The organism is Enterococcus sp. LJL120, from assembly GCF_054871765.1.
The window spans coordinates 19,929-38,119 of the sequence record NZ_JBTXLV010000015.1 but is presented as its reverse complement, the minus strand read 5'-3'; the positions used below and the strand labels follow the sequence as shown (position 1 = coordinate 38,119).

The 18,191-nt window shown below is 37.3% G+C and carries 32 protein-coding genes and 2 pseudogenes; 4 read left to right on the top strand and 30 right to left on the bottom strand.

Translation table 11 applies throughout. The features are described from left to right. The 22 genes and pseudogenes from ACYSNU_RS17770 to ACYSNU_RS17665 form a co-directional block, all read right to left on the bottom strand. Nucleotides 1-322: pseudogene (locus ACYSNU_RS17770) on the bottom strand (hypothetical protein); the annotation flags it as partial. Between the two features lie 125 nt (nucleotides 323-447). Next, nucleotides 448-780: an HNH endonuclease gene (locus tag ACYSNU_RS17765; RefSeq protein ID WP_461738497.1), complete on the bottom strand. Its 333-nt coding sequence runs from the start codon at nucleotides 778-780 to the stop codon at nucleotides 448-450. Nucleotides 781-1,427: 647 nt separating this feature from the next. Beyond that, complete coding sequence (locus ACYSNU_RS17760; protein WP_461738496.1) at nucleotides 1,428-2,006, bottom strand: sigma factor-like helix-turn-helix DNA-binding protein; 579 nt, start codon at nucleotides 2,004-2,006, stop codon at nucleotides 1,428-1,430. A gap of 89 nt (nucleotides 2,007-2,095) precedes the next feature. Then, nucleotides 2,096-2,278, bottom strand: coding sequence for an XtrA/YqaO family protein (locus tag ACYSNU_RS17755; protein ID WP_461738495.1), 183 nt, complete (start codon nucleotides 2,276-2,278; stop codon nucleotides 2,096-2,098). Between the two features lie 67 nt (nucleotides 2,279-2,345). Then, a complete protein-coding gene (locus ACYSNU_RS17750; RefSeq protein WP_461738494.1) occupies nucleotides 2,346-2,537 on the bottom strand; it encodes a hypothetical protein in 192 nt (63 codons plus the stop codon). Between the two features lie 231 nt (nucleotides 2,538-2,768). Continuing rightward, nucleotides 2,769-3,518 (bottom strand): hypothetical protein, encoded by a 750-nt coding sequence (locus ACYSNU_RS17745; protein ID WP_461738493.1) that lies wholly within the window; start codon nucleotides 3,516-3,518, stop codon nucleotides 2,769-2,771. A 2-nt stretch (nucleotides 3,519-3,520) separates the two neighbouring features. Continuing rightward, on the bottom strand, nucleotides 3,521-4,069 hold the full coding sequence (locus tag ACYSNU_RS17740; protein ID WP_461738492.1) for a LemA family protein: 549 nt from the start codon (nucleotides 4,067-4,069) through the stop codon (nucleotides 3,521-3,523). A gap of 46 nt (nucleotides 4,070-4,115) precedes the next feature. Then, complete coding sequence (locus tag ACYSNU_RS17735; RefSeq protein WP_461738491.1) at nucleotides 4,116-4,349, bottom strand: hypothetical protein; 234 nt, start codon at nucleotides 4,347-4,349, stop codon at nucleotides 4,116-4,118. A gap of 210 nt (nucleotides 4,350-4,559) precedes the next feature. Then, nucleotides 4,560-5,018, bottom strand: a complete 459-nt coding sequence (locus tag ACYSNU_RS17730; protein WP_461738490.1) for a hypothetical protein — start codon at nucleotides 5,016-5,018, stop codon at nucleotides 4,560-4,562. 44 nt (nucleotides 5,019-5,062) lie between these two features. Further along, the gene (locus ACYSNU_RS17725; protein ID WP_461738489.1) at nucleotides 5,063-5,248 is read right to left on the bottom strand and encodes a hypothetical protein; all 186 of its coding nucleotides are present in this window, start codon (nucleotides 5,246-5,248) and stop codon (nucleotides 5,063-5,065) included. A 44-nt stretch (nucleotides 5,249-5,292) separates the two neighbouring features. Then, entirely contained in the window at nucleotides 5,293-5,505 is a 213-nt protein-coding gene (locus tag ACYSNU_RS17720; RefSeq protein ID WP_461738488.1) for a hypothetical protein, read from the bottom strand. Between the two features lie 36 nt (nucleotides 5,506-5,541). Continuing rightward, the gene (locus ACYSNU_RS17715) at nucleotides 5,542-5,982 is read right to left on the bottom strand and encodes a hypothetical protein (protein ID WP_461738487.1); all 441 of its coding nucleotides are present in this window, start codon (nucleotides 5,980-5,982) and stop codon (nucleotides 5,542-5,544) included. A 25-nt stretch (nucleotides 5,983-6,007) separates the two neighbouring features. Next, nucleotides 6,008-6,325 carry a hypothetical protein gene (locus ACYSNU_RS17710; protein WP_461738486.1) on the bottom strand — a complete coding sequence of 106 codons (318 nt, stop codon included), beginning with the start codon at nucleotides 6,323-6,325 and terminating at the stop codon, nucleotides 6,008-6,010. Beyond that, the gene (locus tag ACYSNU_RS17705) at nucleotides 6,322-6,684 is read right to left on the bottom strand and encodes a RusA family crossover junction endodeoxyribonuclease (RefSeq protein ID WP_461738485.1); all 363 of its coding nucleotides are present in this window, start codon (nucleotides 6,682-6,684) and stop codon (nucleotides 6,322-6,324) included. Before ACYSNU_RS17705 ends, ACYSNU_RS17710 begins: the two co-directional genes overlap by 4 nt. Next, entirely contained in the window at nucleotides 6,681-7,055 is a 375-nt protein-coding gene (locus tag ACYSNU_RS17700; RefSeq protein ID WP_461738484.1) for a YopX family protein, read from the bottom strand. Before ACYSNU_RS17700 ends, ACYSNU_RS17705 begins: the two co-directional genes overlap by 4 nt. Nucleotides 7,056-7,293: 238 nt before the next feature. After that, entirely contained in the window at nucleotides 7,294-7,584 is a 291-nt protein-coding gene (locus ACYSNU_RS17695; protein ID WP_461738483.1) for a hypothetical protein, read from the bottom strand. Then, entirely contained in the window at nucleotides 7,571-8,371 is an 801-nt protein-coding gene (locus ACYSNU_RS17690) for a helix-turn-helix domain-containing protein (protein WP_461738482.1), read from the bottom strand. Before ACYSNU_RS17690 ends, ACYSNU_RS17695 begins: the two co-directional genes overlap by 14 nt. A 2-nt stretch (nucleotides 8,372-8,373) precedes the next feature. After that, nucleotides 8,374-9,060, bottom strand: coding sequence for a putative HNHc nuclease (locus tag ACYSNU_RS17685; protein WP_461738481.1), 687 nt, complete (start codon nucleotides 9,058-9,060; stop codon nucleotides 8,374-8,376). Continuing rightward, nucleotides 9,053-9,730 carry an ERF family protein gene (locus ACYSNU_RS17680; RefSeq protein WP_461738480.1) on the bottom strand — a complete coding sequence of 226 codons (678 nt, stop codon included), beginning with the start codon at nucleotides 9,728-9,730 and terminating at the stop codon, nucleotides 9,053-9,055. The genes ACYSNU_RS17685 and ACYSNU_RS17680 overlap by 8 nt, the downstream gene beginning before the upstream one ends. Continuing rightward, the gene (locus ACYSNU_RS17675) at nucleotides 9,727-10,086 is read right to left on the bottom strand and encodes a hypothetical protein (protein ID WP_461738479.1); all 360 of its coding nucleotides are present in this window, start codon (nucleotides 10,084-10,086) and stop codon (nucleotides 9,727-9,729) included. Before ACYSNU_RS17675 ends, ACYSNU_RS17680 begins: the two co-directional genes overlap by 4 nt. Before the next feature lie 76 nt (nucleotides 10,087-10,162). Next, nucleotides 10,163-10,354, bottom strand: coding sequence for a hypothetical protein (locus ACYSNU_RS17670; RefSeq protein WP_461738478.1), 192 nt, complete (start codon nucleotides 10,352-10,354; stop codon nucleotides 10,163-10,165). A gap of 84 nt (nucleotides 10,355-10,438) precedes the next feature. After that, nucleotides 10,439-10,792, bottom strand: a complete 354-nt coding sequence (locus ACYSNU_RS17665; RefSeq protein ID WP_461738477.1) for a hypothetical protein — start codon at nucleotides 10,790-10,792, stop codon at nucleotides 10,439-10,441. Between the two features lie 74 nt (nucleotides 10,793-10,866). Between ACYSNU_RS17665 and ACYSNU_RS17660 the strand changes: the two genes are divergently transcribed. Then, nucleotides 10,867-11,289 (top strand): hypothetical protein, encoded by a 423-nt coding sequence (locus ACYSNU_RS17660; protein WP_461738476.1) that lies wholly within the window; start codon nucleotides 10,867-10,869, stop codon nucleotides 11,287-11,289. Here the strand turns inward: ACYSNU_RS17660 and ACYSNU_RS17655 are convergent. From ACYSNU_RS17655 to ACYSNU_RS17630, 6 genes are all read right to left on the bottom strand, one after another. Next, nucleotides 11,264-11,467, bottom strand: a complete 204-nt coding sequence (locus ACYSNU_RS17655) for a hypothetical protein (RefSeq protein ID WP_461738475.1) — start codon at nucleotides 11,465-11,467, stop codon at nucleotides 11,264-11,266. The genes ACYSNU_RS17660 and ACYSNU_RS17655 overlap by 26 nt on opposite strands. Before the next feature lie 200 nt (nucleotides 11,468-11,667). Continuing rightward, on the bottom strand, nucleotides 11,668-11,835 hold the full coding sequence (locus tag ACYSNU_RS17650) for a hypothetical protein (protein ID WP_461738474.1): 168 nt from the start codon (nucleotides 11,833-11,835) through the stop codon (nucleotides 11,668-11,670). Nucleotides 11,836-11,856: 21 nt separating this feature from the next. Further along, a complete protein-coding gene (locus ACYSNU_RS17645) occupies nucleotides 11,857-12,195 on the bottom strand; it encodes a MarR family transcriptional regulator (protein WP_461738473.1) in 339 nt (112 codons plus the stop codon). 11 nt (nucleotides 12,196-12,206) lie between these two features. After that, on the bottom strand, nucleotides 12,207-12,929 hold the full coding sequence (locus ACYSNU_RS17640; protein ID WP_461738472.1) for a phage antirepressor KilAC domain-containing protein: 723 nt from the start codon (nucleotides 12,927-12,929) through the stop codon (nucleotides 12,207-12,209). Between the two features lie 146 nt (nucleotides 12,930-13,075). Then, entirely contained in the window at nucleotides 13,076-13,285 is a 210-nt protein-coding gene (locus ACYSNU_RS17635; protein WP_461738471.1) for a hypothetical protein, read from the bottom strand. 16 nt (nucleotides 13,286-13,301) lie between these two features. Beyond that, entirely contained in the window at nucleotides 13,302-13,553 is a 252-nt protein-coding gene (locus ACYSNU_RS17630; RefSeq protein WP_461738470.1) for a hypothetical protein, read from the bottom strand. 150 nt (nucleotides 13,554-13,703) lie between these two features. On the opposite strand from ACYSNU_RS17630, the gene ACYSNU_RS17625 reads away from it, so the two are divergent. The 3 genes from ACYSNU_RS17625 (at nucleotide 13,704) to ACYSNU_RS17615 (ending at nucleotide 16,416) form a co-directional block, all read left to right on the top strand. Next, nucleotides 13,704-14,375 carry an XRE family transcriptional regulator gene (locus ACYSNU_RS17625; RefSeq protein WP_461738469.1) on the top strand — a complete coding sequence of 224 codons (672 nt, stop codon included), beginning with the start codon at nucleotides 13,704-13,706 and terminating at the stop codon, nucleotides 14,373-14,375. 215 nt (nucleotides 14,376-14,590) lie between these two features. Beyond that, the gene (locus ACYSNU_RS17620; RefSeq protein WP_461738468.1) at nucleotides 14,591-15,184 is read left to right on the top strand and encodes a DUF4352 domain-containing protein; all 594 of its coding nucleotides are present in this window, start codon (nucleotides 14,591-14,593) and stop codon (nucleotides 15,182-15,184) included. A 95-nt stretch (nucleotides 15,185-15,279) separates the two neighbouring features. Further along, complete coding sequence (locus tag ACYSNU_RS17615) at nucleotides 15,280-16,416, top strand: site-specific integrase (RefSeq protein WP_461738467.1); 1,137 nt, start codon at nucleotides 15,280-15,282, stop codon at nucleotides 16,414-16,416. Here the strand turns inward: ACYSNU_RS17615 and ACYSNU_RS17610 are convergent. Next, nucleotides 16,413-16,826, bottom strand: a complete 414-nt coding sequence (locus tag ACYSNU_RS17610) for an RnfABCDGE type electron transport complex subunit D (RefSeq protein ID WP_461738466.1) — start codon at nucleotides 16,824-16,826, stop codon at nucleotides 16,413-16,415. The two genes, ACYSNU_RS17615 and ACYSNU_RS17610, sit on opposite strands and share 4 nt — an antisense overlap. Further along, nucleotides 16,823-18,147 (bottom strand): annotated as a pseudogene (gene rsxC / locus ACYSNU_RS17605) (electron transport complex subunit RsxC). The gene ACYSNU_RS17610 and the pseudogene rsxC overlap by 4 nt, the downstream one beginning before the upstream one ends. Nucleotides 18,148-18,191 lie beyond the last annotated feature (44 nt).

Here is an 18,191-nt window from a genome sequence, read left to right as displayed (position 1 = left end):
TATAAACAAAAGAACACGATGCAATCAACGCTGAAAGCACCGCACTATCAAAAAACACATCTGGATTGTTCGCTTGAAAAATCTCATTCACTTCAAAATTATCATTGATAAATTCTCGAAACACCAAACGGTCCGCAAGGCTGTCAACACCCTTTGCACACCAACCTAAAACCGAGCGATATCGTCGTCTAATTTCTTCTGGAATAGTGATGCCTACACTTCTATCAGTGTATTGCATAGCGTATTGCCTATAGCGCATATCCACTCTTTGTTTATGTGTTTCAAGCTTTTTTCGTAAGTATTCAATACCTTTTGGTTCCATTTTTTCAACTCCTTAAAATGTCGCGCGAGAAAAAATGTACAGTGACGGCGTGAAGTACGGGCAAGCCGCCGGTGGGGTGGGTACCCCCCTTATGTATTTTCTCTAAAATTCTTCACCTTTAAACTTTATGGTCTATACTCAGACCAATTTAAGCTTTGCGGTAAATTCCTATTTCCTAATGTTTTGGGTTCATTTTGTTTATTATTAAACAGTTTGTCCGACTTCTGTCTGTTGCAACTCCAGTGAGCTAGCTGCAGGTTCTCAATGGCTGATGGGTGTCCACCTTTATTAATCGGTACAATATGATCGACAACCGGACTCATTGGGTCAGGTGCCTTCAACTTTTTATCAATTGTCTTACCACAAATCCCACAAATGTTTTGAATCTTTAATAGCTTCTTCTTATTCTTATCAAAAGCAACCCGGTGGGGGCCTTGTCTATCAGCTCTTAGTACCACAGTTGATTACCTCCCTCCACTATTGAATACATAGTATAATCAATACTAAAACAAAGTAGCTCTATCCCTTGTGGTGCTTAGGATTGAGCTACTTTAATTAAATCTATTAAACTACCGGTTTTGTACAAAATAAAAACAGCCACGAGGGCTGCTAATTAATCGGCCATCGAAAATGTAGGTTTCTGGCCATAATAAAAAGACCGCCGAAGCGATCTGTATGTAATGGAGATAGCTCAGACTAAAGGAAATGATAGTGAACGTCACTCCCTTAACATAAAATGAGTTTTAATTGTAACTATCTCCGACAGCCTGTTTCCGCAGCCTGCTTTATTTTTATAGTAACCAAAGTCGCTGACGCGGCAGTCTTGGCTACTGTAATCAGTTGTTAGTCGCACTAACAGAATCTTTAACCGGTGTGTAGTGTTGAGCTGTTGTGGCTAATAACTGATTATATGTACGTGAAACATTCATTTAATCAACACAGCCCGCAAGTCATTACGGGCTGAATTGTATTTCACATCGAAGCGAACTTTACGAGAAAGGAGACTTCCTCCCTTCAAAATTTAAGTTAAGCATCTACAGTGAAACTCTCCTTATATATAGGTTGCTGCCGTATGACAAAAACAGCGATTTTCGAGCGATTTCCGCTAAAACAGGCTAGTTTGCACACCAATCTTAAGATTTTCTTTAACTTTAGCTTCTCCACGCTTCAAATACTGTTGAACTGCTGCCTTAGAAACTTTCAAGTAGATAGCTGTTTGCGTATAAGAATTGCCTTGCCCTTTAATCGAAAGATAGACTGCCTTTTCTTGAGGTGTTAACCGAGCTAGATAGTCATTTACTTTTGCCAATTCCTCTTTAGACAATTGGTTATATTGATACTTGAATTGGTTCATAAAAATTAACGCTTGGTCCACATCAGAAACTGAAACTGTTCTTTTTTCATAAGGTATTTTACTTTCCCCGGAGTAGCTTTTCGGTTCGTGCCCCGTCTTCAGCCACTTTATAGAAAACTCACTACTAGAGATAATTGAACTAATCTGAGAAGCACGAAGCTTATAATCTTGATAGTCACTTTCAAAATCAGCTGCAAGTTCCCATTCTTGATTCTCCTCGCATTCAGTTACTAGCTTAAGATAAATATCCCGCCTCACTTTCAGGTGCTTCAAAATGGCTTTCAGCGGCTTCAAATCGTTTATGTATTCTTTGGCTAATTCTTGGTCCATGTTTGTTACCCCCTTTAGAAAAGTAAAAAGCGGACACAAATCAACAGATAAGTCTGTCAATCCGTGTCCGCCAGTCGTCTGGTAGGACTTTATTGAAATAGTGTTTCCTTTTCTTCTTTCACTCGTTTCACTTTATTATCTTTACAGACGATGTTCACTGTTCCAAAATCAGGTAACTCAGCTACTTTCATTTGTCCGTTTGAAATAATTACTACAGCATTCTTACCTTTAAACTTTTCAAGTTCAGAAGGTTCAATATTTTTTAACTCCATTAGCGCCCTCCATGGTATAATAAATTGACTGTTTCAATAGGCGCTGGGCGAGAGCTTGGCGCTTTTTTTATTCGCCTGGCATCAGTTTAACTGCCGTGTAGCACTTAGAGGGATTCTTTCTCGCTTCAAACCGCTTCCTGCCTGTTGGCGTTGCAAGAAATCTGACACTATCTTCTTTAACTCCCAATCGTTTTGCACACTCAGCCAGTGGAGCGATAAACATAAAGGTGTCGCCTTTGTAAATAGCATATTCAATCACTTCGCCACACCTACCTCTTTAATAGTATTCATCAAATTCCTCCAAAATAACTTTGCTTATTTCATCATCCGTCAACCCGCCTGACTTACTACATGTTTTTTTAACTTGAGTGACAATCTCCTTGCGGCTTTTTGGCATGTTGCTAGTAGTAAGGTTGTTAATTACTCTCTAGTCTTCTTTCTTATATGGTTCATAAGTCTCCTCCCTTAGTCTGTAAAAGGGGTGATTAGCCTACCTCTCAAGGTATTTATTGTCGAAATATACAAATCCTAGATTTACGGCAATAATTATTAATATCCAAAATATCCAGAAATAAATTGTATTTGTTCTGACGATATTTTTTCCATGATTAATCATTTCATCTAGTGTTCTTGTACTCAGCTCAATCTTTTTACTGTTGATTGGTTTGATACCATTTTCAGCGGTTTTAGCGATAAAACTTGCTTCAAACGTTTTCGGAACAACTCTGTAATAGTATCTGACATCTGACCTCTCGTAATAATAATCTCCGTAGCTTGAAGTTGGAATCAGAGAAAACAGGTTTGAATCATACTGATTTTCATAAAAACTGATAGTGTTTGACTGCTTTTCTTCTGTACCATAATAATCCCAAGTCCAATATACTTCAGTTCTATATCCCTTCAATTTTCCATCAGAATCATACTCAGCAACTTCACGAGTATGCATTGTGTAAACTTCTTTAGTTTTTGACACATAGGCATATTCACCATCTATTTCATCAAAAGAAACTGGATCAATAGCTGTAAAGGATGCAGAAACCATTATGTTCCCTTGCTGAGTTTTTAAGGAGTAATCATACTCGGCTTTTTCTCTTATTTTTATAGCTGTAGCATATACTTTTTCTTGGTCAACTGAACTTTCTAAAATTTTATTTGACAATAAGAATCCGCCAGCTAGTAAAATTAAAGAGATTATCACACAAACTATTAATTCTCTTTTAGTAATCTCAATATCCCTCATAGCTATTTACCAAATAAATCAGTTGTTGCTTGATCGTCTACATCAAATTCCAAATATTTAAAATCTATTGATTCATACCCGTTTAGAGATAGGAACTGCTTAGCTGGAAATTTCCTAACAAAGCGCTTGTACTGTTTAACAAAATCATTGTAGCTATCCCTATAATCGGCAATTCTATTTTCAGTGATAGAAAATTCTTGCATGATGTTTTGGTAGTTCTCCTGACTTTTTAATTCTGGATATTGCTCTACGACAACCGATAATGTTTCTGATGCATCAGTTAAATTACCAGACTCGGCGCTTTTTCTTGCCTCCACGATGCTTTCCAATGCGCTGCCTTCATAATCGTTATAACTTTCTACCGCATCCACTAGGTTAGTAAATAGGTCCACTCTCCGTTTTTCTTCTTTACTAATCGCAGCATTGGATTCTGCAATAGACTCCTCAAGCACAATTGCTTTATTTTCAACGGATTTACCATAAACAAAAACAGTAATTCCTAAAGCCGCAAGAACTCCCAAAATAATTAGGATTAATTTATAGTTTTTCATGTATTCCCTCTTTTCATTTTATTTGTCGGTAAAAGCGTGAGTTAACCTACTCAACTGCTTTTGCATATTCTTTAAATACTTTCAAAATTGGGTCATTACATATTTCACCAAAAGTGAATTTAGTTGCGTGTTTAGAGTCTAAGTGTATATTTTCTTCAACATCAAAATTTAGATACATGTTGCCGTCTTTAAAAGGAAGTTCGATTTTGAAGAATTTTTCCTTTGTTTCTAACTCGTTTTTATATATTTTTCCATGAGGACATTTATAAATATAATCCACTTTTTTTCTCCTTTAACTGTCCGATATTTTTGTCAGGTAGTTTATTAAACCCTTCCCTTTACATAGAATTTTCTCCTACGCCGATCATAAGAATTACCACTTTCTTCTATGCTGTCAGAAAGATATATCAAAAAATCAACTACTGATTTAAGAATCATTTTGAATTTTTTTATATTGCTCACCCTTTCTGTGAAAGCTTCCTTTAGCTGATTAAACACTACCTGCTTGAAAACCGTAATGTGCAGTCTCAACACCATCATAATCGCTGATTTCCCAATCAACACCTTCGGGTATCTCTACCACTTTCAAATTTGCAAAAGACCCATCAGCTTCATCTCCAAGTTCCTCAACAACTGTAACAAGTGTCTCATCATTACGCATTTCAGTTTCATCGTAATCATCATCTACAAACCCAAATTTATTCGATACGTCTTCCCAATTCATAACAAAGTTTTCAACGTCAGGGTCTTTTTCAAGATAATAAATCTGACTAAGACTACTCCCTAGCTTCTGTCCTTCATATCTTTCCCAGTAATCTCTATCAATAGATTTTGAGTTCCAAATGTGAGTATATGGAAAAACTATGATTCCTTTTCTTTTGAAAATCTCCATTTTTGCCTTATGACTTAATCCGAAACCGCCAAAACATTTATTCAAAACAATTTTCATTGTGATACCTCTTTTCCATTATTTGAGTGGGCTAAAACCCCACGTTAGTCTTCATCAAACTTCGATACATCCCACAAAGCATTTTCAAATCTTGCTTTTAAAGCTGAATCAAATTCATAAGTTCCTTCATGCTGTTCGTGATATTCCACATAGTCATCAATACCTTCTGATAGGTATTCAAAAATCCGTTCAATTTCTTCTCTACTCAATTCCATATTGAGGTAACTCATTTTCTATCCCCTTCCTAGCGGACTAAACCTTTCTCGAAAATCCACTAAAGCCACAACGAGCGGACTCCGTGAAATAACTCTGCTACTCGGTCATGCTCGATTTGTATTATCAATCGAGTTCTCACAGAAGAATCACACTGATAAGCTGCTGTTATAATGCTGTATGCTTTTTGAACAGCGTCAATTGGATTTGTTTGAACATCGTACAAGCTTACTGCAATTTTCTTTAGTTCCTTTTTACGATGACGTTTTTTCATTTTAGACCTCCTGAGTCTTCTAAAGCCACAGTTTATCTACTCAATACTTTCGAACAGAATCGCATACTCATCTATTTCTAGCTTTTCAGCAATCTTCTGTATTTTTTCAAGAGAGATATTCTGCTCGTGGTTTTGCGCACCTTTTGCAATACTTCCAACTAGGTTCGACCAGTTAATTTCTTTGTTCTGTCTGTGCCAATCTACATTTTCCCAAAACAGCTTAATGATTGAGTCACCGCTATATTTCTTCGGATTATCACTAGGCATTCCGACTTCGAATAACATGTCGTAATCGCCGATATCTAAAATTCTTGCAATTTTTTCGATTCGATCTAGAGTCGTATTCAGATATATCTCTTTGGATACATCTATATGCTGCCCTTGTATCAACGATTGCCATGGTAATCCATTTAACGTTTTGTAATACTCTACGTTTTTCCAAAAAATCAGTTTAATGTTGTGGCTCAATAAATTCACCTCTCATTTGCTTTCCTCCAAAAATTTATTTTCTGTTCAACAGGCTTCTAATTTGCTTTGTGAAACCTTTGATATCGCTATAACTTATAGATTCTAGTTCTTTTAGAATGTCTTCGCCTGTTAAAGAGCTGAATGTTTTTCGAAGCTCTGCTTCAGGTGAGCATTTACATTCCGGGTTACTGCAATACCTAAAGTCAAAAACAATTTTTACGCATTGGACAATTATGTGATCGAAAGCAGACATCATAAGAAAATCATTCCCGAACTTATGTCGAAAATCATTTTCTTTGAGCTCAATTAGCGTTTTTAACTGCAGTGAACTTATTTGCATTGGCTCTTTCATTTGCTTTCCTCCAACTCCACTTCAATCCGTGGATTCTCTTTGTCAATTTCAAAGCTATCTGTAAATCCGGCTATTTCGCTCCAGCCGTCGTTTTTGAGCAAGCCGCATTGAATCATGCCGTCTAACAAGAATTTCTTCGCAAAGGCGATATTATCCTTGTCCTTGCGTTTGTCTTTGCAAACCCACGTTACATGGATTGTGATAGGCAACTTCAATTTTCTTGCTCGGATAGGTGTAAACGCCGCCGCACATTTCGCTGTGTTCGCTTTCTTCATAGCGGCTCCGCCATATTTGTTTTTGCGTTGCTCGTTGATAAACGTGTTTAAATCCGCAAGCTCTCCATCGATTATGATTTTCACTCAAACGCTCCGTCGTTCTGCAACAACTCAGGATTTTCGTAGATATTTCCACATACTTCACAATACTCATAAACATTGCATAGCCAGTCTTCATCACTAGCCAAAAACGCTCCATTTTCAAAAATAATTTGTTCGCAGTAATGATATCCATGTTCAGAATATCGAATAACCACTATATCCCCCTCATAAATCTCAACGCCGTTGACGTCTTTTAGGCCGGTGTACTGTTGCCCGTATAATAGCTGCGCTTCGTCTGACCACCAGCAAGCTGTATAAGAGCTTTTTACAAAGCGCCCTCTAATAAAACTGACATCTTCTCCGTGATACATCTGGCCTTTTTTATCCCACGCTCTAAACTTAATTTCACGCATTTAATTTCCTTCTTTCTTCTCCAGCTTGTCCAAAATAAAGCATATACAGTCTAACCAGCCGCTAATCTTGTATAATTTCTCGAGTTTTTAGCAGGTGCTAATCCATCAGGTATTGGTTCTTCTTCAAGAGCTGCACGTATTATTTTGTAAATCTTTACTCTGGATGTTACATATCCGTATATGAACCCCAATACGAATACAAAAATAATTAGAATCGACAACCATATATCTGACATATTCAACCCTCTTTCTTCTCCAGCTTGTTAATCAGACCCACCGCAAACGTTCTGTTTTCGTCATAGGTCCTTTGAAACAAATCTTCTAACTCCCACGGCTTATTTTTCATGCTCCAAATTGTCATGAAATACATCCAGAAATACTTGTTGAAACACTTCTTGCCTTGCTCGTCATTGTCTAATCCGCCGTTAAGAATGTGTTCTTTGAACTGGTCAACTGCAATCTGGCAAAATTCTGCAATCTCAGTCGCTAACAGCGAATTAAGTTTTTTTACCAAATCAAAGTTGCTCATTCTCCTCACGCTCCCTAATCATTCTTGAGATTTCCTCGTCGCTAGGCAGCTCACGAACCGGCGGCTTGCTTAGCTCCCTTGGTTCTACACGGCGTTTGTACTGATTTCTTTTCCCAAACTGTTTCTTTGGTGTTAAATCATATTCATCGTTATACCTTTCATCACGAATCCATCTGAAAAGCTCCGCAGGAGAATACCAATCGCTGTTTAATTTGATATATTCAAGATAATCAGAAAAGCCTTTTCGGAATTGCGCAAGAGATTTATCATCGGTTACCTTCTTCATAAATTGTTGATAGGCTTTTTGCTTTAATGTCTTTTTGGGATAAAATTTCCAAATCAGCTCGAAGTCGTCTTTATATATATAGTTATTAATTGTATTATTAAATGTATTATTCTCTTTTACGTTTTCTTCCATAGGGTCATTACCTTTTTGGGGGGAGGTAGGGAAATTATTTTCCATAGGGGTAGGGAAATTTTCGTAAAACTCTCCGTCCATTGGTAGCGGTAATAACCAGATAAATCTATTCGCAATTTCTTTAGAATTCTCTTTGTAGTTCAATTTTGTAGTAATCAGCTTTTCTTCCTTCAACTGCTTAATCCAAAGGCTAATTGACTTATTACTTACCCCGTATAACTCAGCAAAATATTGATTAGTAGCCCAGCAAAAACCTTTTTCGTTTGTTAAGGCAGTAATTTCCCCGTAAAGCAACTTAGCATTTCCAGTTAACTTCTTGTTATAGCGGACAATTGCAGGGATTATTGCGTAGTAGCCTCGCTGTTGCATCTTTATCCTCCAATCCTCAATCGCTTGATAGTTTCGTTGTTTAATTTAATTCCTTTGACTTTATATTTCCCTTTGAAAGCAGAAATCCCGATTTGGTGTTTCTCTGTATGATGCTTTCTACACAAAGCAGCAAAGGTAAACTCTGTATGATCTACTTCTTTTCGTTTGCGTCTGCCAAGAGCTTTGTCAAAGTGGTCAATATCTGCACCAATTTGACCGCAAATACAGCAAACTCTTTTCGTGATACATTTATAAAAATAATATTCTTGATTATCCGGGAGTATTTCATAGCCGTTTCTGAACGGTATATGATTCTCGAAGATGTAATCCAAAATTATGTTAGCTAATAAGTTTGCATCACTAACCGTAGAGCTAGAATCGTCTTTAAGGCTTATAGCTCGCCCTGTGAGGCCTTCAAACAGAAAGTAGAAGTATTCCTTCAAACTATCAACTGGCTGCCCCTGAGCGTTGTATATGTCGCCCATAAGGGCAAAACAGAATAATCTTTGCTGTACTGTAAATCTTCTAGGGTCAACAAACCTAATTTCAACTATCCGCTCGCCTTCATAGCCGCTATACATTGTTTTAAGTCGCTCTAAGTTGACTTGCTCATTGATTTCAGCTTTTATCTCGTTCCCCTTGAAGAATTTTACAACCGCTGAATAGGTATCGACTAAGTGGTTAGTCATCATTCAATTTTTCTAATGTTTCTTTATCTTTTTTTTGTCTGGCTTTGATTTTCAATGTTTTCAAGACTCCAATAGCTTGTTGTCGCTTCGCTTGTTTGATGTCTTTGAAATCCTGCTCTTCAATTTTTTTCAGCACAGTTTTTCTAACCTCATCAACATGTATTCCTGCTATCATTGCAACGTCATTCATATACTCATTGATAAGCAACATAGCTTCATGCTCGACTACTGAAACATCTCCATCTACATTGCCATCTTCGTTGTCGCTTGTTATGCCAAAGATTGATGAAAGAGTATATCTTCGGCAAAACGTTAAAACGGAACCTTCAGCTTGAGCCATACTCATTCTTGCGCTTCCGTCTCTTGTCATCGTGAAAACTCCGCAATCTAATTTATCTCCGTTGCCATGTAACAACCAAGTATGCACTCCGATATCTGAAGATGTCGGTTTCACAGGCATTTGCACATATGTCAGCCCTGTACCTTTAGCTGCAGCTTTGATGGCCTTCTGAACATCTTCAAGGCTCGAATAGCTGTAACTGTATGACCCACCATTTTTAGTTGTCACATTGGCTGTTTGACCTTTCGCTGGCTGTTTTATATGTTCTTGAATAAAAACAAGAGCTTCGGCTATTGAAGCAGTTGTATAATTTTTTTCTGATTCGCTCACTTATAATCACCTATTTCTTTTAGATATTTTTTAACAACTGAACCAATACCTAAAAATTGGATGTTTTCATTCAGACTGGTATATCCATATTCTTGAATTAAATCGCCAATTGAAAAATCGGTAGCAAGTTCATTTGTTACGATGCCCTCCGCTCTGCTGAACTTGAGCAGGAAAACAAAATTATTATCTTCGATAAATTGCCCGGTATCGTCTCTCTCAAAGGCTGTATTGTCTCCGTATTCATCTTCTACATATCGTTCAGTTAGATACTTCTTGTCTTCATCAGCACTAACGTTTACAAAGGCGTAACACTCAGGATCGGATAACCATTTGTCGTACTGATCGCCTGTCCACATTTTAATTTCCTTCTTTCTGTGGTATACTGTTTAGAAATAAACATTCCAATTCTGACTATTTGCTTGCCGGCGGTAGTCAGTTTTTTTCTCTAAATTTCCAAGATGATAATTTTTCTAAAAGTATTTCAAGTTCCAGAATTTCCATTTCTAAATCTTCTTTAGTTCTACCAACTTTAAATACCTCTCGATATAAATCGGATTTCAGCCAAATCAAATTACGTTTTAAGCTATCCACGAGTATAAATAGTTCTTTTGCTGTCCATTCCATATTGTTCACCTCACTTCCAAAATCCGCCTTCTTCTAACACAATCTGCTTGTACATCTTGAGCCATTCTCTATATGCTTTTAGCACTATCTAAGCACCGCCCAAGCTGAGAAAGCCAATAAGACGATATTTAGCATAAACGACACATAACAGAGCGCCTGCAACTGTCGCATCTTCTTTTTAGGTGTTGTTGCATACAATCTAGCCAATAACTTTTTTTCCATGTAGTCAGATTCCTTCTCAATATATTTATTGTTTTTGTATTCTATTTTTATCAGTCTTTCTTTTAAGCTATAACTGATGTTTTTTCCTGAATCCGAGAAAAGAAAGTCCACTTCGTAACAGTCACGAATATCATTCGTTTTACGGATAAGTTCTCTGGCTTCTTCCAAATCATCTGCGTCCATAATGATAAGCAATGGTTTTTTGGGATTCTCCATATACCTCTCCTCCTTTGGTATAATTTCCTTATCAGCAAGTGGTCTGCTGAACTAACTGATAAGGTGGTGAGAAAATGAATATTGATAAATCAGCTCTATATTTGTATTGTTTCGAAATGTTATTCGGTGATGATTTTAAGCAAAAACAAGTTGTCTTTTATTTTAAAAATCACTATGTGACTGCAAATTTTTACAAATCAAATCCCTTTGAACAAAATGCGCATGATATTGAATTTAGAAAAAGCTTTTTTAATAACTTTCTGAATAACGATCCGTTTGAAGACAAAAGAAATCTGTTACAACAAGATTTGATAGGAACGATGAAAAAGTTTGAAAACTTTGTTACTAAATCCAAAATAGAAGTGTCTAGTATCGAATCAGCTATAGAAGATGTTGAATTCCTAGATATCAAAGGCTTGAAATTTCCTTTTTTAAGAACAGATTCCAAAGATGTCTTCGAGCCAGTTTCAATCATTTTTGATAAAATTCTGGACTAAATTTTTGCAATTTGTTTAATATCTCATTTAGCTCAGCCATTTTTTGCTGGGCTTTTTCGATTTCAACGATTAAATCTTGCCCATTGGTGAGAACCAAGGTTACGTTAGGTAACTCATATTTTGTTTCGTTGTCAATAAGATTGGTTTTTATAACTGTTGGTTTATTGTTTTGTTCCATCCTGTCATCCTCCTTATGTTGATTTTTGGTATACTCACTATAGAAAGTGAGGTGAAACTATATGCCTAAAACTGATAAAGAACTAGCTGTTGATATTGTCAAAGCTTGCATTGAAGCTAATTCCGTTAAACTGGAAATTGCTTCTAATAATGTTAAGCACCAAACTGCTCCTATGTCTCTTGAATCAATTAACACCGTTATTAAATCGGTTTATAAAACTCTTCAAGGTTTACCGGAGGAACAATAGCTAAATTCAACTGTATTAAATACGTTTCGTTTAGAACTTCTAGGTCGGCTAGGAGTTCTTTTGCTTTTTCGAAACTGTCAACTTCTTTGGTAATATGAATTGGTGATTTTGGTTCGTTCATGTTGTGCCTCCTTATGTTGATTTATGCCATAGCCCTAGCCCGCCATGAAACTTCATGCTGGTACAAACTAGCGCTATCATGTTCCTGTTTTGCTTCAACCGCTTGTTTAAGCGAAAACTCATGTTTCTTGCCACGCTTACCACAAGGTTTCACGTTGGAATCATCAAGAATCTTGCTTACTGTTCCAATGGAACAATCCCACTTTTCAGCGAGTTCAGCTTTGGTAAACAATGTTTGTTTTGACTTAGCGAAGAAAGTTTCTTCAACCGCTTTTAGTTGCTCAGTATTGTTCGCTTCAATCATTGCTCTAAGGCTGAAAAGCAGCATTTTTTCATGTTCCGTTACTTCGATTGTCGGCATGTTTACACCTCCTAAGCTGTTTTATCTTTCAAGAATTTGTTCAAGAAATACTGTTGACCTTTGCCAGTTACTTTAGGTGTTTTGGTAATGCGTGTTACACTGTCAGAACCGACGTGCGAGCTTTCTTTGATTTCGAATAGTTCAAGCTCCATTGACTTCTGAGTAGGCATGTTATAGTCCGTGCCCTTGCGTTTGATGAGATAACCATTTTCACGCAACCAGATAAACAATCTATTACCGCCCATGTCTACGCCATTCTGCTTAACGATTTTTGCCAGTTCCCCAACCAAGATTGAAGTGTGGCTGGTTGCTACTGCGTCAGCGAAGAGCGCTTTAGGTTTGAGTTCAGCATTTTCAAGTTGTAGCACTTCGATTTTTCTTTGTTGAATCTGCATTGCTCGTTTTACAACCATATCCGGATTGTTCCAAGCGTTTTCCACTTTGATGAAGTAATCACGAATTTCAAACCCTTTATCTGTGCCGGTCATCATAGCGATATGTTTCGCCATTTCTACAGACAAGGCATAGTCTTGCAATTCCCTTAAGCCGCCATATTGGTTTTGCTGTGTAGTTGTAACTACGGAGCTAAAATCAACGTCTTTCCTAAAGGGTTTGAAATTCTGTGTTACCCACTGACTAAAACGAGTTTTAACCTCTAACCCTCTGTGAAGGTCTCTAGCGCTAACCAGCTGTTCGTCTTTCTCGTTTGTTGTTACTTTGATTAGTTGATTCATGTCGAACCTCCTTTATGAAGAAATTTTTGATATACTTTCAATAGAAAGCGAGGTGAAAATTATGAACAATATTAATATGGATGTTACTGATATTTTTAGGCAAACTGTTTTCAAATTAGTTAATAGCGATAATTTCAACGTCGATTTTAACGACGAGGAACGTTTTTCAAACGTAAACGAATTGTTCGAACAGTTTTCAAAGTCTGTTTCACTATCTTTTGCCGATAAGTTGCAAGAAAATTTCTACTTGGCGCTTCTTGATGAATTTGAGAAACATAATTCGTAAAAATTTGGTCTTTCAACTTTATTTTTACTTCTACTCCTTTTGCCGAAGGAGTTTTTTTCTGTTCGTTCATGTTGCACCTCCATGCTCTAAGCGGAACTTGACAATTTGTCATGTTCAGAGCTAAATTTTTTTACAACTTTATAAAATCGCATAAAATCAATTCTAGTTATATCTGAGAGTTCGCCAAGTTCGACCGCTGAAATCACGCTAGGTTTGATTCGCCAATTATAAAAAGTTGAATAATCGATTCCTAATCTTTCTGCAATTATTTTTTTCTTTAATCCTGATTCGTCTAACAAGTCGTCAAGCGGTTGGTAAGTCTTTCTTTCCTTAATCATTTCAACCCTCCTCTCATCAACTTATAACCCAATTATAAACTCACTTGCCAAAATGTCAAGCAATTTATTTACTTATTGTCAAGTTTTATCTTGAATTTTTTAACTGTTAAGATATAATAAATTCAAGAATAAAGAACGGAGGCGAATATCATGAGGGAAATTGTTTTGCCACAAATGATTGATTATTATAGAAAACAAAACAATTTAACAATGAAAGATTTGGGTATCAAACTGAACAAAAGTGAATCTGCGGTATCAAGATGGATTAAAGGTGACCGTAGCCCGATGGTTGATGATCTAGAGAAATTGACAAGCCTATTTGAAGTTTCTGTCGAAGAATTGATGTTTGGTGGAGAGAATACTAATTCTTCTATAGAATCAATCTACAACAAGTTAGAACCAACACGACAAGCGAAAGTCTACTCTTTTGCTGAAGCTCAACTAAAACAGCAAAATAAAAAAATCGTTCCTTTGTATGGAGCAACAGCGGCCAACCCGACAGAACTTGCTTATGGCGACATAGATTTAGATACAACAGTTGAAACTAGCGTGCCGGATAAAGCTGATTGCGCATTAGTGGTCAAAGGTAACTCGATGGAACCTGAGTATCAAAACGGCGATATCGTCTTTTATAAGGCACAGCCGACTGTTGAAAATGGTGAAATGGCTATAGTTGAGATAGAAGGAACTGGCGTGACGTTGAAAAAGGTGTATATGAACTATGACGATAACATGGTTATCTTACGTTCGTTAAATGGTGACTACGACGATAGAGAGTTAGAACCTGAAAAGGTTCGTATTCTTGGTAAAGTTGTGAAATAGAAAGAGGTGGATAACATGGCAACATGGATAATATTCGGAATCATTGTGATTGCAGTGGTCTATGCGGTATATTCTCGAAGTAAATCTGACTGCGGTTGCGGTGGTGGAAAGAATTGCGAATCTAAAGGACGCAAATAAAAATACCCCAGCCGAAGTTGCAGCTTCGGTTAGGGTTTTGGTTGTTTCGTAAATATATTATAACAAGGAGAATTTAAATGGGAAAGAGAAAAGTAACAGGTGAAGACGGTAAACAGTATGTAATGAAGGAAAAAAAGCCATTTTTTAAAAAGATCTGGTTTTGGCTTTTAGTAATTGTACTGGTTATTATTGTAGGGGGTGCATTAGGTAGCAATTCAAAGAACGAGACAAAAAAAGTTGATTCGGGAACAACAACATCTAGTAGCACGCAGGAATCTACAGATGTTTTAGCAGAAACCTACAATGTCGGTGACACAGTTAGTTATAAAGGGTATGAAATCAGAGTCAATTCGGTGGATTTCTCAGACGGTTCTGAATATGTGAAACCGGATTCTGGAAAGCAATTTGTTATTGTCAATATTACTATTAATAATAATACAGACGAAAAACAATCATACAATCCCTTTGACTATTCTTTGAATGCAGATGGAGTAAGTGAAACTTTGATGAGTTATCTTGATAACGTTGAAACTCTTAACAGCGGGGAATTAGACCCGGGAGCAACCGTGACGGGTAATTTAGTTGGCGAAGCAAGTTCTGCTGCAAAGCTACAATTAAGATATCAAGCGAGTTTCTGGAACGACGAAACAGTTGATATAAACTTAAATTAAAAAAAATACGCCCCCACGTGCGACAGTAGGAGCGTGCAATGTAAACAAATGGATAGATTCATTTACATTTCTATTGTATCAAAGGAGTGAATACAATGGCAAACATAAAAAAGTACACAAAAAAAGACGGTTCATCCGCCTACCAGTTTAACGCGTATTTAGGCGTTGACCCGTTGACGGGAAAGTCTAAACGCACTACCCGCAGAGGGTTTAAAACTCAAAAGGAAGCCAAATTGGCGCTGGCACAGTTACAATTGGAAGTTGAAGCAAAAGGGTTTCAAACTCAGACTTTCGCTACTTTTCAAGAACTATACGATTTCTGGTTTCTCCAGTATTCAAACACAGTCAAAAAAAGTACAGCAAACAGAGTAATGTATCTTTTTAAAAATCAAATTTTACCAACTATGGGAGATTGGCGGTTAAATAAAATTTCAATTCAAGCTTGCCAATCAGCCATGAATGATTGGGCTAGTAAATTTCCAGCGACATATAGATCGATGAAATCTTATTCGCAAAAATTATTGAATTACGCCATAGAGATACAAATAATCCAATTTAATCCTATGGAAAAAGTTATATTACCTAAGATAAAGCGTAAAAGCAAATTAGATAATAAAGGGTACTTAGACAAAGATGAACTTATAAAATTCTTAGAAGAAGTTCAGCAAAATGAGGAATTTTCTGTTTACGCCATATTTCGGATGTTGGCTTTTACTGGGATGCGAAAAGGCGAGCTTTTCGCACTAACGTGGAGTGATTTAGATTTCAAGGAACAGACCATTTCTATATCTAAAACAGCTAGTTACTTAGAGCGTTCTAAAATCTTGACTGACACTAAAACAGAGGGCTCAGAAAGAGTAATATCAATTGACGAGGTTACTTTATCTATATTGAAAAAATGGAAATTAGAACAAAAGAAATTACTATTATCTAGAGGGCTAAGAATTGAGTCTGATTTAAATCAGCTAGTATTCAGTAATGATAAAAACGAATTATATTATAATGCATTCCTCAACGGCATATTAAGACGTTACAACGCATACAATATAACTCCACACAGTTTCAGGCATACCCATGCAAGTTTACTATTTGAATCTGGAGCAACTATTAAACAGGTACAAGACCGTTTAGGTCATACTGAGGTCACAACCACACTAAACATCTATACGCATGTCACAAAAGCCGCAGAAAAGAATACAGCCATTAACTTCTTGAAATTCATGGAATCTTAAATTTGGTATTCAACGTGGTATTCACTACCTCCAAAACCCTTCTGAAAGCCTATTAAATCAATATATATAAGAAAACTAAATTGTTTAACAATTACAATTGCAATCACACCGCCTAATGCCGCCATCCACAAGGGCAAGCTAACCGGCAGATTTAAAGCTAATAAAATCCCCGTAATGACCGCTGTCAAATCTCTGATAGAATTACTGCGTTTTAAAATTTTGCGACTGAGATATTCGCTAATCACACAGGCAGCAACGGTCACAGCGATAAGTAATAATGCCCGTGGCCCAAAAATAATTCCGCTGGCAATAATAGCTGGTACGAGAGCAATCACGACATCCCGCATAATTGTCGGGGTCGAGCTGCCATTATGAATATGGGGTGATGCTGACACTTGTAGCTGACTCATTTAACCGCCTCCCTTTGCACTAATTTTCCTTGACGCATGTATTGAACTAATTTGCGATTAGAAGGACACACAAACGAACAGCAACCGCACTCCATACAATTTGCAACCTGTAATTTTTCCAAATCAGGAGCATCCTTGAGCTTGACAGCCCGTTCAATTTGCATTGGTAAAAGAGAAAGTGGACAGGCTTGCCCGCAACGTCCACAACGAATACATGGGTATTCCTCTGGCAGTGCAGCAGATTTTTCTTTGAAAGCCAACAAGGCGTTATTTTGTTTGGTAACTGGCAAATCTAAGGAATATTGAGCAATTCCCATCATTGGTCCGCCGAGAATTACTTTGCCTTCTGCTTCTAACATACCGCCACAGTCTTCGATGACATCGGCAAGCTTCATCCCAATAGGCACTAACACATTTTGTTGCTTTTTAATATTATCACCGGCAATCGTCAAACGCTTGCTAGTTAATGGCTGACTGGTTTCTATATAATGTTGAAACTGAGAGATGGTGGAAACATTTAAAACGAGACAGCCGGCATGGGAAGGCAGCTTGCCCATCGGTACTTTGCGGCCAGTTGTTGCGTAGATTAGCATTTTTTCAGCCCCTTGGGGATAGCGGCTCGGTAAGGCCATCACCGAAATATTTTTGGCTCCAGCTAAATCAATTGCCGCCTGCAACTGTTCAAGGGCCTGTGGTTTATTTTTTTCAATGCCGATAATTGCTTGGGAATTTCAAGAAATTTCAAAACCGTTTCAATGCCGCGAATGATTTGTTTTGGTTCTTCCACCATTTCCCGAAAATCTGAAGTAATAAATGGCTCACACTCGGCTCCATTAATCACTAAAAAATCAATTTGCTGCTCTTTAGGAATTGTTAATTTGGCATGAAGAGGAAAACCGGCCCCGCCGATACCAACTATGCCGCTGTTGCGGGCCGCAGTGAGTAACTCAGCTAAGTTTGTGATTTTTTGTGGTTGTTTAGGAGTAAAAAGAGTATTTTCGCCATCGTTTTCGATGTAAATGGCGTCACAGGTTTGACCGTTGGCTAATAAAATCGGTTTTATTTGTTTAACCTTTCCTGAAATAGGTGTATGAATCGGTGCCGAAATCATCGCTGAACTTTCGGCGATGACTTGTCCGATTGCTACGATATCTTTTTTCTTGACGATTGCTTCACAAGCCGCACCAATATGCTGCTGTAACGGCAGAATGACCATCTCCGGTGCCGCAATTTTGCGAGTTGCAAACTCGGCAGTTTCTTTATGGTGGGGAACCGCTGCCCCGCCCTTAAAAATCTTCAGAGTATTTAATATACTACCCATCTTAAAACCCCTTTCAAACATTTTTCAAAAGAGTAAACGCTTTT

Bases quoted from the DNA above. Each gene is read 5' to 3' on its own strand.
- ACYSNU_RS17650 (WP_461738474.1), bottom strand. From the start codon at position 11,835: ATGAACGAACCAAAATCACCAATTCATATTACCAAAGAAGTTGACAGT.
- ACYSNU_RS17660 (WP_461738476.1), top strand. From the start codon at position 10,867: ATGAATATTGATAAATCAGCTCTATATTTGTATTGTTTCGAAATGTTA.
- ACYSNU_RS17640 (WP_461738472.1), bottom strand. From the start codon at position 12,929: ATGAATCAACTAATCAAAGTAACAACAAACGAGAAAGACGAACAGCTG.
- ACYSNU_RS17665 (WP_461738477.1), bottom strand. From the start codon at position 10,792: ATGGAGAATCCCAAAAAACCATTGCTTATCATTATGGACGCAGATGAT.
- ACYSNU_RS17635 (WP_461738471.1), bottom strand. From the start codon at position 13,285: ATGAACGAACAGAAAAAAACTCCTTCGGCAAAAGGAGTAGAAGTAAAA.
- ACYSNU_RS17655 (WP_461738475.1), bottom strand. From the start codon at position 11,467: ATGGAACAAAACAATAAACCAACAGTTATAAAAACCAATCTTATTGAC.
- ACYSNU_RS17745 (WP_461738493.1), bottom strand. From the start codon at position 3,518: ATGAGGGATATTGAGATTACTAAAAGAGAATTAATAGTTTGTGTGATA.
- ACYSNU_RS17615 (WP_461738467.1), top strand. From the start codon at position 15,280: ATGGCAAACATAAAAAAGTACACAAAAAAAGACGGTTCATCCGCCTAC.
- ACYSNU_RS17620 (WP_461738468.1), top strand. From the start codon at position 14,591: ATGGGAAAGAGAAAAGTAACAGGTGAAGACGGTAAACAGTATGTAATG.
- ACYSNU_RS17610 (WP_461738466.1), bottom strand. From the start codon at position 16,826: ATGAGTCAGCTACAAGTGTCAGCATCACCCCATATTCATAATGGCAGC.
- ACYSNU_RS17675 (WP_461738479.1), bottom strand. From the start codon at position 10,086: ATGTGGACAGGCGATCAGTACGACAAATGGTTATCCGATCCTGAGTGT.
- ACYSNU_RS17730 (WP_461738490.1), bottom strand. From the start codon at position 5,018: ATGAAAATTGTTTTGAATAAATGTTTTGGCGGTTTCGGATTAAGTCAT.
- ACYSNU_RS17625 (WP_461738469.1), top strand. From the start codon at position 13,704: ATGAGGGAAATTGTTTTGCCACAAATGATTGATTATTATAGAAAACAA.
- ACYSNU_RS17690 (WP_461738482.1), bottom strand. From the start codon at position 8,371: ATGCAACAGCGAGGCTACTACGCAATAATCCCTGCAATTGTCCGCTAT.
- ACYSNU_RS17710 (WP_461738486.1), bottom strand. From the start codon at position 6,325: ATGAAAGAGCCAATGCAAATAAGTTCACTGCAGTTAAAAACGCTAATT.
- ACYSNU_RS17755 (WP_461738495.1), bottom strand. From the start codon at position 2,278: ATGGAGTTAAAAAATATTGAACCTTCTGAACTTGAAAAGTTTAAAGGT.
- ACYSNU_RS17740 (WP_461738492.1), bottom strand. From the start codon at position 4,069: ATGAAAAACTATAAATTAATCCTAATTATTTTGGGAGTTCTTGCGGCT.
- ACYSNU_RS17695 (WP_461738483.1), bottom strand. From the start codon at position 7,584: ATGAGCAACTTTGATTTGGTAAAAAAACTTAATTCGCTGTTAGCGACT.
- ACYSNU_RS17725 (WP_461738489.1), bottom strand. From the start codon at position 5,248: ATGAGTTACCTCAATATGGAATTGAGTAGAGAAGAAATTGAACGGATT.
- ACYSNU_RS17720 (WP_461738488.1), bottom strand. From the start codon at position 5,505: ATGAAAAAACGTCATCGTAAAAAGGAACTAAAGAAAATTGCAGTAAGC.
- ACYSNU_RS17685 (WP_461738481.1), bottom strand. From the start codon at position 9,060: ATGACTAACCACTTAGTCGATACCTATTCAGCGGTTGTAAAATTCTTC.
- ACYSNU_RS17700 (WP_461738484.1), bottom strand. From the start codon at position 7,055: ATGCGTGAAATTAAGTTTAGAGCGTGGGATAAAAAAGGCCAGATGTAT.
- ACYSNU_RS17645 (WP_461738473.1), bottom strand. From the start codon at position 12,195: ATGCCGACAATCGAAGTAACGGAACATGAAAAAATGCTGCTTTTCAGC.
- ACYSNU_RS17760 (WP_461738496.1), bottom strand. From the start codon at position 2,006: ATGGACCAAGAATTAGCCAAAGAATACATAAACGATTTGAAGCCGCTG.
- ACYSNU_RS17630 (WP_461738470.1), bottom strand. From the start codon at position 13,553: ATGATTAAGGAAAGAAAGACTTACCAACCGCTTGACGACTTGTTAGAC.
- ACYSNU_RS17670 (WP_461738478.1), bottom strand. From the start codon at position 10,354: ATGGAATGGACAGCAAAAGAACTATTTATACTCGTGGATAGCTTAAAA.